General features: G+C 39.0%; 6 protein-coding genes. 1 reads left to right on the plus strand and 5 read right to left on the minus strand.

Annotated elements, in window-relative coordinates; all coding sequences use genetic code 11:
* Nucleotides 1-72: 72 nt before the first annotated feature.
* The 5 genes from I6E24_RS05510 to I6E24_RS05530 all read right to left on the minus strand — a co-directional run bounded on the left by I6E24_RS05510 (nucleotide 73) and on the right by I6E24_RS05530 (nucleotide 9,292).
* Nucleotides 73-4,068, minus strand: coding sequence for a hybrid sensor histidine kinase/response regulator transcription factor (locus I6E24_RS05510; protein WP_235326914.1), 3,996 nt, complete (start codon nucleotides 4,066-4,068; stop codon nucleotides 73-75).
* Nucleotides 4,069-4,380: 312 nt separating this feature from the next.
* A complete protein-coding gene (locus I6E24_RS05515) occupies nucleotides 4,381-5,628 on the minus strand; it encodes a DUF1015 domain-containing protein (protein WP_235326916.1) in 1,248 nt (415 codons plus the stop codon).
* 12 nt (nucleotides 5,629-5,640) lie between these two features.
* Nucleotides 5,641-6,561 (minus strand): NAD(P)-dependent oxidoreductase, encoded by a 921-nt coding sequence (locus I6E24_RS05520; protein ID WP_235326918.1) that lies wholly within the window; start codon nucleotides 6,559-6,561, stop codon nucleotides 5,641-5,643.
* Between the two features lie 86 nt (nucleotides 6,562-6,647).
* Complete coding sequence (gene serC, locus I6E24_RS05525) at nucleotides 6,648-7,718, minus strand: 3-phosphoserine/phosphohydroxythreonine transaminase (RefSeq protein WP_235326920.1); 1,071 nt, start codon at nucleotides 7,716-7,718, stop codon at nucleotides 6,648-6,650.
* Nucleotides 7,719-7,975: 257 nt separating this feature from the next.
* A complete protein-coding gene (locus I6E24_RS05530) occupies nucleotides 7,976-9,292 on the minus strand; it encodes a DEAD/DEAH box helicase (protein WP_235326922.1) in 1,317 nt (438 codons plus the stop codon).
* A gap of 229 nt (nucleotides 9,293-9,521) precedes the next feature.
* Here I6E24_RS05530 and I6E24_RS05535 point away from each other — a divergent pair, with 229 nt between their 5' ends.
* Nucleotides 9,522-10,409, plus strand: coding sequence for a pyridoxamine kinase (locus I6E24_RS05535; RefSeq protein WP_235326928.1), 888 nt, complete (start codon nucleotides 9,522-9,524; stop codon nucleotides 10,407-10,409).
* The last annotated feature ends 172 nt before the right edge of the window (nucleotides 10,410-10,581 follow it).

Consider the following 10,581-nt stretch of genomic DNA (forward strand, 5'->3'; position numbering starts at 1 on the left):
CTGACAAATCAATAATGTCTTATTTATGAACATTAATTGATTTGTCAGCCCGTAATATAAATATAGAACTATCTATGAGTTTTGTTCCAGAAACTTACTTGGTGATATACCAAATTGTTTCTTGAACAATATACTGAAATATTTAGAATTCACAAATCCAGTTTCAGCGGCTACATCTGCCACAGGCTTTCCTTGTTTCAACAGTTCTGCCGCTCTCTGAAGACGAATCAGACGTATGAAATCCTGTGGAGCCTTTCCTGTAAGCGATTTTAAACGGTTGTAGAACAAGGTACGGCTCATAGCCATTTCCTGGCACAATTGGTTAATATTAAATTCTTCATCATCCATATTATCCATGACGAGTTGTGTTGCATGCTTGATAAAATTCAAATCATCCTCTGATACCGGTACAGCATCATTCTGAACATTGCCACCGTCTGTTTGCCTTATTTCGTCCTTACTGTTCAAAGTATCAATGGCAACAGTTTCATTTTTCTCTATTTGTGCCACCACATTTTTCAGAACATATTCACGAAGATGATTTCTGGTTTCGAGAATACTATGAACCTTCAATCTTAAAATTTCTGCACTGAAAGGTTTAGGAATATAGTCGTCCGCTCCACTTTTCAGACCGTTAACCATGGCGTCATGGGTTACTTTGGCAGTAAGCAATATAAACGGTATACCGGATGTTTGGGGATTTTCCTTTACTATACGACAAAGCTCGTCACCCTGTATACCAGGCATCATAACATCCGACAAAATAAGATCCGGATATTCTTCTGACAAACATTCCAAGGCCTTACTTCCATCAGAAACATCTATAACCCGATAATCATGCTCGAAAATCTTCCTTAAATAACAACGTAGCTCATCATTATCCTCGACTATAAGCAATGTATCCAAAGATTCTTTAATATTTTCAGAATCATCACCAATATACTCAGTTCTATTTTCTATAACCGGAGATATCTGTTTATGTATAACATTATTATCAAAAGAAGAATCAATATCAGCCTTGCGTAACGTAACATAGAACGTACTGCCCTTGTTTACTTCAGACTTGTATGAAATTCTTCCATGCATCATATTCACCAAACGCTGAACCTGCAACAATCCGAATCCTGTACCGGGTTCGTTTGTCTGCCTTGCATTAACAGCACGATAAACATTCTTGAACAGCTGTCTGCCGGCATCAGCCGGAATGCCAATACCTGTGTCTTGAATCTCTATAACTACATTCTTCTTATCAGATAAAAGCGACAGGCTAATTGTCCCATTTGCCAATGTATATTTGCAAGCATTCGAAATAAGATTGTCAAGCAACATTTCCATCATCTGCTCATCTGCCATTGCAAACACATCATGTTCAGGCAAAGACATCTTTATATGCAATTGTTTCTTATCACAATATGACTGGAAGCTTACACATTCCTTCACTAACAAATCGTTGATATTTATAGGTTTAAGAGTTACATTTTTCTTATTTGTATCTATTTTCTCAAACTCAAGCAATTGACTTACAAGCGTATGTAGTTTACGTGTATTATTACGCGCTGTTTCCAACAAGTAACTTACATCATCCGAAAGGTCTTTTTCCTTACTAAGATCTTCCAAAGGAGCCATAATAAGTGTTACAGGAGTCCGTATATCGTGTGCTGTCTCTACAAAGAACTTTATTTTGTCCTCATTATGCCTTTTCTGAAGCTGATTACTCTTATATCTAAGTATGAAATAAAATATACCGAGAACTAAAGACAAATATATTATCCATGCATACCATGAATTCCACCACGGCTGATTGATGTTTATTGAAAGTGAATCTTCTGAAATGATTTCTCCGTTACTTTTTCTTAAACTTCTGACTTTCAAGGTATACATTCCCGGAGAAACATTAGTATATCTGACAGTTCCATTCGAATACACCGCACTCCATGATTTTTCATACCCTTCAAGAATATACTGATAAGCTATATCATGCTGAAAACGATAATTTATTGACTCAAAAGTAACAGAAAATGAATTATAACTGTAATCAAGATCAACCTTCTTATCCATGAGCATTGCATAAATGGACGGACGCATCTGTATTTCCTTCTCGGGAGAAATATACTCCAATTTTAAATCTGTTATCCTGACAGGTGCGTCGTATTCCTCATCAGCCATCGCATCAGGAGTTATAAAAATAGCCCCATAAGTACTTCCATAAGCAAACCTACCATCAGAAAGTTTGATACATGCCGATTTGTTATATGTCTTATCTGTATCATGAATATAATTCAGATTTGAAACCTTCAGGGCATTTACAACGGCAAGACCTTTACCTGTGCTTGCCCAAATACGCCCTTTATTATCACGTTGTAAGCTATATATGTCATCGGACAGCAAGCCTTCTTTAGTAGTAATGGTCTTTACATCACCTGAATTCATATCATACAGATTCAGTCCACCTCCTTCCGTGCCAAGCCATACAGTACCGTCACCATTAAACAACATTGAAATGATATAAGCACTGACATTCTTATCATTGAACTCACTGGTTGTGGCATAACGTCTGAACTGAGATGTATATTTTTCTACAATACAAAAACCATTTACTGTAGCAACGGCCATTCTCAAAGAATCAACTTCTTCTATGGAATGAACCCAGTTTATATCAAACTCATTTTTACGTTTTCCTTGTTTGTCGGCTATAATTAAATTTCCGTCAAGTCCTCCAATCCAAAGATCTCCGTCCTTGTCCTCCTTCACCGAGAAAATATAATTTGTAGTAAGTGCTCCCAGCTTTTGGGTAAGATGTCTTATCACACGCCCGTCTTTATCTATCAGATACAAACCGTCTCCATAAGTTCCAGCCCAAATATTTCCATCGCCTGAACTACATAAATCTACTATTACAATAGATTTTAATATATGTTTCCAACGATGATCTGACTTATTCCTAATACTTATACCATCATCCGTGGCAAACCACAAATCATAATTTATATTCTCTTCTATATCATTCACATTATTATTTACCAACGACTGCGGATTTCCCCGTTCATGTGTCATTATATTGATAGGATACTTCAAAGAAATAGCCACAGACACTCCACCAGTGTAACTACCTATCCATATATTATCCTGAAAGTCTTTAGTTACGGTATAGATTCCATTGCCACGTAAAAAGAACTCTCCACTATCCTCTGTATTTACAAACAACTTTGTTTCTGAGGTCTGTTTGTCCACAAAATATACTCCGCCACCGTCTATTCCAACAAGTATTCTGTTATTGTCATAAGGAGTAATGGCGCGAATAGGATTTAAAAAAGACAGATGTTGACCTTTTATACGATGCAATGAATAATTTCCGAGATCCAGAGTCCACAATCCGCTGTTGAACGTACCAATCCACAACTTATTTTCAGACTTATCTATATAAAGAGTTTGTACATTTTTATCTTCAACAAGTTGATTTGAAACAGAATCTTCCCTACATGATAAACGAAAAACTCCATTCGATGTACCAACAAATAAAGAATCACACAAACATGCTATGTCATTTATATAATTGTCTTCTAAAACGCAACATAAAGCACCGTCTGACTTTTTCGAATATAATCCTCTACTCAATCCAAACCAAAGCGTTCCATTTTCATCAGAAAATATTTTATTAAGAATAATTTCCCCCTCAATATACTCACCCAAAAACAAATATAATTCAAAGCTGTCCGTATTCGGTTGATATTTATATATTCTCCCTGTATGATCGTATGCCAAAAGTCCCAGTTTATTATCAAAATTAAGCCTGATTATTCTCCCTGCCAAATCACCATAATAGTAATTGGCAGACAATGAATAATTTTTTACTGTACGACCATTATATCTGTCCACTCCAGTTCTAGTTGAAATCCACATCACATTGTCATTATCCTCAACTATCGAGAATACTCTTTCGCTACTCAATCCATCAGTGCGCCCGATGTGACGAACACTAAACATACCGTCAAACGATTCGGCATATAAAGCATAAACAGACAACACAAAAGATATGACTAATAAGATATATTTTAAATTTATCTTCATATATTAAATCAACGGACACTTACATCCTTAAATTTCACAAAGGCTAATATGATACAAATATAGCGAAAATATATCAAATACTATATTTAGTTAACCTATTTCTAACATTATCTGAGAAAGCATCAAATGCTACAGACAGTTACAGGCCAATATTATTACCTAATTTAAAGACATACAGACTACATTAAAATATTGTTTAAACCGTATTATATATTCCAATATACACAATTGCGCCTGATGAATACAGGTGAACTTAGTTCACTTTATTTTCATCAGGCCCAAACAAATATCAATAAAATAAAAATACTGGCATCATTCCAACTTATGTATAATCAATCCCGAACGAAGCTTAGGCTCGAACCATGTAGTCTTCGGCGGCATGATATTTCCCGTATCGGCAATGTCCATCAACTGTTTCATTGATACCGGATACAGTGCCAGAGCCAGAGCCATTTCACCACTGTCCACTCTGCGTTTCAGTTCTTCCAGCCCGCGGATTCCACCAACGAAATCAATCCTCTTGTCCGAACGCAAATCCTTGATGTCAAGTATTTCGTCAAGAATGAGATTAGAAGATATTGTCACGTCAAGCACTCCTATCGGATCGTTATCATCGTATGTACCGGGTTTTGCAGTAAGACTGTACCACTTTCCGGCAAGATACAATGAAAAATTATGAAGTGATGAAGGCTTATAGATACTTTCGCCTTTTTCTTCGACGATGAAATCTTTCTCCAATGCTTTCAGGAACTGTTCGGCAGTCAGACCGTTCAAATCCTTTACCACACGGTTGTAATCAATAATAGTCAATTGAGATGCAGGGAAACATACAGCCATGAAGTAATTGTATTCTTCATCGCCCTTGTGATTTGGATTTTGGGCTGCTTTTTCGGCACCTACCAATGCTGCTGCGGCGCTTCTATGATGACCGTCGGCTATATACAGAGCCGGCATATCAGCAAACAAAGCAGTAATCCTGTCTATATCGTCCTTTTCATCAATAACCCATAATGTATGACCGAATCCGTCGCCCGGAGCTATGAAATCATACTCCGGCTCACGTGCTGTATATTTAGCGACAATGGAATCAAGTTCGGCATTATCTGGATATGCAAAGAATACAGGCTCGATGTTCGCATTGTTCACACGGACATGCTTCATACGGTCCTCTTCCTTGTCGCGGCGTGTAAGCTCATGCTTCTTTATTACGCCATTCATATAGTCAGGCACGTATGCGCCCACAACAAGACCATACTGAGTCTTTCCGTTCATGGTCTGTGCATATACATAATAGTTTTCTTTATCGTCCTGCACCAGCCATCCCTTTTCCTGGAACATCTTGAAATTCTCAACGGCTTTGTCATATACAGCTAAATCATGCTCGTCAGTTCCAACCGGGAAATCTATTTCCGGCTTGATGATATGGTATAATGACTTTTCATTACCCTTAGCCTCTTCACGCGCCTCTTCTGAATTCAATACATCGTATGGTCGGGAAGCCACTTCCTCTACCATTGATTTAGGTGGGCGTACGCCCTTGAAAGGTTTAATTACAGCCATAGGCAATGATTTTTATTTGTTTACACGGAATTTCTCGCAACCATCCTTGAAGTAAGCCACAATCTGCTTTGCAGCGGCAATACCTGCATTGATATTAGCCTCGGCAGTCTGTGCACCCATTTTCTTAGGAGTAGAGAAATATCTGCCGGCACATTTAGCGGCAAACTCTTCATTCTTTTCAGGCATGATGTCTGTTACATACTTCAAGTCCTGACGTTCTTCCATCAGTTTCAGAAGTCCTTCTTCGTCGATAACTTCCTTTCTTGCGGTATTGACAAGCAAACCGTTCTTTGGCATCAAGTTCACCATATCGTAATTGATTGATTTGCGTGTTTCAGGAGTTGCAGGAATATGAAGAGAAACTACGTCACAATTCTTGTAAAGTTCTTCGGCTGAATCCACAGGAGTAACACCATCAGCCTTGATAGCTTCCTTAGGACAGAAAGCATCGTAAGCATAAATATCCATTCCGATACCTTTGGCGATACGGGCTACATTACGTCCCACGTTACCGTATGCATGAATACCAAGTTTCTTGCCCATAAGTTCTGTACCAGCCTTACCGTTATAGAAATTACGGACAGCCATAATCATCATACCGAAAGCAAGTTCTGCCACAGCGTTTGAGTTCTGTCCCGGAGTATTCATCACGCATACTCCATGAGCCGTAGCCTCAGCCAAATCAACATTGTCATATCCGGCACCTGCACGGACTACAATCTTCAGTTCTTTGGCAGCGTCAAGCACTTCCTTATCCACAATATCGCTTCGAATAATAATGGCGTTTACATCTTTTACGGCATCCAGTAATTGAGCCTTCTCTATATATTTCTCAAGCAATACAAGTTCATAACCTGCTGCTTCTATTTCCTTACGAATACCATCCACAGCAACCTTGGCGAATGGTTTTTCTGTTGCAATCAAGACTTTCATGTGTAGTAAAATTTAAGTGATATAAAGATAAAAAGGACGTGAAAAGAGAAGTCTCCGTCACGTCCCTATTTGATAATTAATACGGATTAATGCAATTTTTCAAATTCCTGCATGCACTCGATAAGAGCCTTAACGCTTTCCAATGGCATAGCATTATAGCATGAAGCACGGAATCCGCCTACTGAACGGTGACCTTTGATACCCACCATACCACGTTCGGTAGCAAACTTCAGGAAGTCGGCTTCCAAATCCTTGTATTCATCGGCCATTACGAAACAGATGTTCATCAGTGAGCGGTCTTCTTTCACAGTCACTGTACCGCGGAACAATTTGTTGCGGTCAATTTCAGCATAAAGCAACTCAGCACGTTCCTTAGCTCTGCGCTGCATTTCTTCCACACCACCCTGAGCTTTGATCCATCTCAAAGTCTGCAATGCAGCATAGATGGGCACTACAGGAGGAGTATTGAACATTGAACCCTTATCAACGTGTGTCTTATAGTCAAGCATTGTAGGGATATGACGTGTAACCTTGCCAAGCGCTTCATCTTTCACAATTACGAAAGTAACACCCGCAGGAGCCAGATTTTTCTGAGCACCGCCATAGATACAGATGTATTTTGAAACATCGATAGGACGTGAGAAAATATCAGATGACATATCCGCAATCAAAGGAACATTCACTTCAGGATCTGAATGCAATTCTGTTCCATAGATAGTATTGTTGGTGGTAATATGGAAATATTCCGCATCTTCAGGAATTACATAATCCTTAGGAATATATGTATATCCGTCTTTCTCTGATGAAGCGACTTCCACTGCTTCACCGAAAGCTTTTGCTTCTTTCAAAGCTTTCTTAGCCCAAGTACCTGTGTTAAGATAAGCAGCTTTCTTTTCAAGGAAGTTATATGGAACCATACAGAATTCAAGGCTTGCACCGCCACCAAGGAATATCACTGAGTACCCTTCCGGGATATTTAATATCTCTTTAAACAAAGCAACTGCTTCGTCCACTACCGGCTGAAAGTCTTTTGCGCGATGACTGATTTCCATCAACGAAAGTCCAGAGCCATTAAAATCCAATATAGCTTGTGCTGTTTTCTCTATTACTTCGCGAGGCAAAATAGATGGTCCCGCATTAAAATTATGTTTTTTCATTTGGCAGTTGTTTAATTGGTTTTACATATATTTTAATATCTAACGATTGCGAATTTATGTATTTATTTCCACACAACCAAACTTTAATATAATAAAATTACACCTACAAATGAAAAAATCTTTCATTTTACGATGTTAAGCATAATTTCACTATCATTTTGACACATAACTATTATACCGTGGTGTATTTTGTGAAACCAACCATAGCAAATTGAGACAGTGACCTGTCATTCTGTATGTAATCTGACACAAAGATATCATTTTGCCAGTTCTATCAAAGTTTTTACCCCCTTAATCTTTTCATTTTGTATCAACTTTAACGTTTGTTGGCTCTTTTTTCTAGATATAGCCACAAAAGCATAATGGTCCTTAACGTCAACCTTGCCCACATCGTCTTTATTAAGCCCACCTTTCTTGAACAGGAAACCTACGATATCTATCTTGTTTATCTTGTCTTTTTTACCCTTACCAATATATAAGGTGACAAACTCCGGCTTCGAAGGTTTAGGCGTAATATCAGGTAGAATAAATGCATCAATATCGGTAGGAAGATAATCAGGAACTTTCTCTTCAGAATACATAATAATATATGCACTACCTTCGGCATCCCATCTTGCAGTACGTCCGTTTCGGTGTATAAACCCATCTTCAGCTATAGGCAGATGATAGTGGACTACATTCTTTATACCCGAGATATCAAGTCCGCGAGCAGCAAGATCAGTTGAGATAAATATATTACAACTGCCGTTCCTGAACTTATAAAGCGCTCTCTCGCGGTCGTCCTGATCCATCCCACCGTGAAAAATTTCGCAATAAACCTTCATTGAATGCAGATACTTGCCTACCCTGTCCACACTCTCGCGATGATTGCAGAACACAAGTGTCTGTTCCGATCCTAAATTACACACCAATTTATATAATGTCTCCAGTTTGTCCTTTACCGGCGATTCTACCTTATATAAATGAAGTCTGTCCGACAATTGCTCATCCGCATTCAGAAAATTCAGCCTTACACTCTTGTTTACTCCAGTAAAATGTGGTATCTCTTCGGCATCAGTAGCAGAAAGAAGGAACCTCCTGCGCAGATTAGGCAACTTGCCTATCACATCTGCCATTTCCTCCTGGAATCCGAATTCCAGACATTTGTCGAACTCATCAATAACAAGTACACGCACTGTAGAGGCATCTATATTACCTTTTCCAAGATGGTCATTCATACGTCCCGGTGTACCGATAATCACGGACGGACGTATACCTTTCATTGTGCGGTGTTCGTCCATAGCCGGACGTCCTCCATAGCAACTCATTACCTGGAAGTCCGTACCCATGCCCTTGAAGACCTGTTCTATCTGCAATGCCAACTCACGCGACGGAACAAGCACTACAGCCTGTACACCCTCGGCATCCTTCTTCAATGTCTGCACGAGCGGAATAAGATAGGCCAATGTCTTTCCGGAGCCTGTGGGCGAAAGTAGCACTATATCGTTTCCTTCCTTATAAGCATCTACAGCTGCCTGCTGCATAGCGTTCAACTCTTCTATTTTCAGATTATTCAGTATTGTACGGATATCCATATATTGTAATGATTTAATGTGTTAATGCAAAAATACGAAAATTATGCAAAATATTTGTCTCGTACCCAAAAAGTGACGTACTTTGCAACGATAATCATAAAGATATATGGCAGACAATTATATAGAAAACAAATACGAGCAATATCAAGCCAGAAAGGCTGCATGGCAGAAATCAGGAATGAAAAAGAAAAAGCCTACTATAGTGCATACGCCAGCATCAGATTCGGGCATGCAGAAAACATATCTGCAAAGCCACGTAAAACGTGTGGCAGCGGTACACGACCTGTCCGGTGCAGGAAGAGTGTCGCTCATGGCTGTGATTCCCATCCTTTCCTCAATGGGAATACAAGTATGTCCACTTCCCACGGCAGTCCTCTCGGCACATACACAATATCCACATTACTCGTTCCTTGACCTGACTGAGGAAATGAAACGAATAATAGATAGCTGGGAAAAGCTTGATATGAAGTTCGATACATTCTACACAGGCTATCTTGGCTCACCGCAACAAGTACAGATAGTAGAGAATTTCATATCGAAGTTCCGCCGTCCGCAAGATATGGTAGTAGTAGACCCTGTACTTGGCGACAACGGCAATCTGTACAAAGGAATAACAGAAGATATGGTGACAGAGATGAAGAAGCTAATAAAATATGCAGATGTCATTACCCCCAACATGACAGAAGTTTTCAAACTCCTGGATATGGAATACAAAAGCGAGGTAAGCGTGCAGGAGATGAAATCATATCTCAAACAACTCTCTGACGCAGGACCGGACATTGTGATAGCAACAAGTGTGCCTGTGCCTGAAAACGCACATATGACTTCAGTTTTTGCATATAACCGCCACGGGAACAGATACTGGAAAGTGACATGCCCTTATCTGCCGGCACACTATCCGGGTACTGGAGATACATTTACAAGTGTAATAACAGGTTCATTGATGCAAGGTGACAGTCTGCCGATAGCACTAGACAGAGCCACACAATTCATCCTCCAGGGAATACGTGCCACATTTGGTTATGAATACAATAACCTTGACGGTATAATGCTTGAAAAAGTACTCCATAATCTTGATATGCCGATACAGATAAGCAGTTACGAAGTTTTGGAATGATAACATAATATAAAAGCGGTCAGTTGATTCTGACCGCTTTTATTGATTCTATACCTATAATTGTTATCTTACCCTTCTCAACCGAAAAAGATAATTATACAGTCAATAATTCTTTCAAAGAATTTATCAATCTTTCTCCATACACCTTTCCAGTATATATGTTTCATAATAC

The organism is Bacteroides caecigallinarum (assembly GCF_021530995.1).
In the GTDB taxonomy this organism is placed as follows: Bacteria; Bacteroidota; Bacteroidia; order Bacteroidales; family Bacteroidaceae; genus Phocaeicola; species Phocaeicola faecigallinarum.

Coding starts and splice junctions, on each gene's coding strand:
- I6E24_RS05510 (WP_235326914.1), bottom strand. CDS start 4,068: ATGAAGATAAATTTAAAATATATCTTATTAGTCATATCTTTTGTGTTG.
- I6E24_RS05515 (WP_235326916.1), bottom strand. CDS start 5,628: ATGGCTGTAATTAAACCTTTCAAGGGCGTACGCCCACCTAAATCAATG.
- I6E24_RS05520 (WP_235326918.1), bottom strand. CDS start 6,561: ATGAAAGTCTTGATTGCAACAGAAAAACCATTCGCCAAGGTTGCTGTG.
- serC (WP_235326920.1), bottom strand. CDS start 7,718: ATGAAAAAACATAATTTTAATGCGGGACCATCTATTTTGCCTCGCGAA.
- I6E24_RS05530 (WP_235326922.1), bottom strand. CDS start 9,292: ATGGATATCCGTACAATACTGAATAATCTGAAAATAGAAGAGTTGAAC.
- I6E24_RS05535 (WP_235326928.1), top strand. CDS start 9,522: ATGCAGAAAACATATCTGCAAAGCCACGTAAAACGTGTGGCAGCGGTA.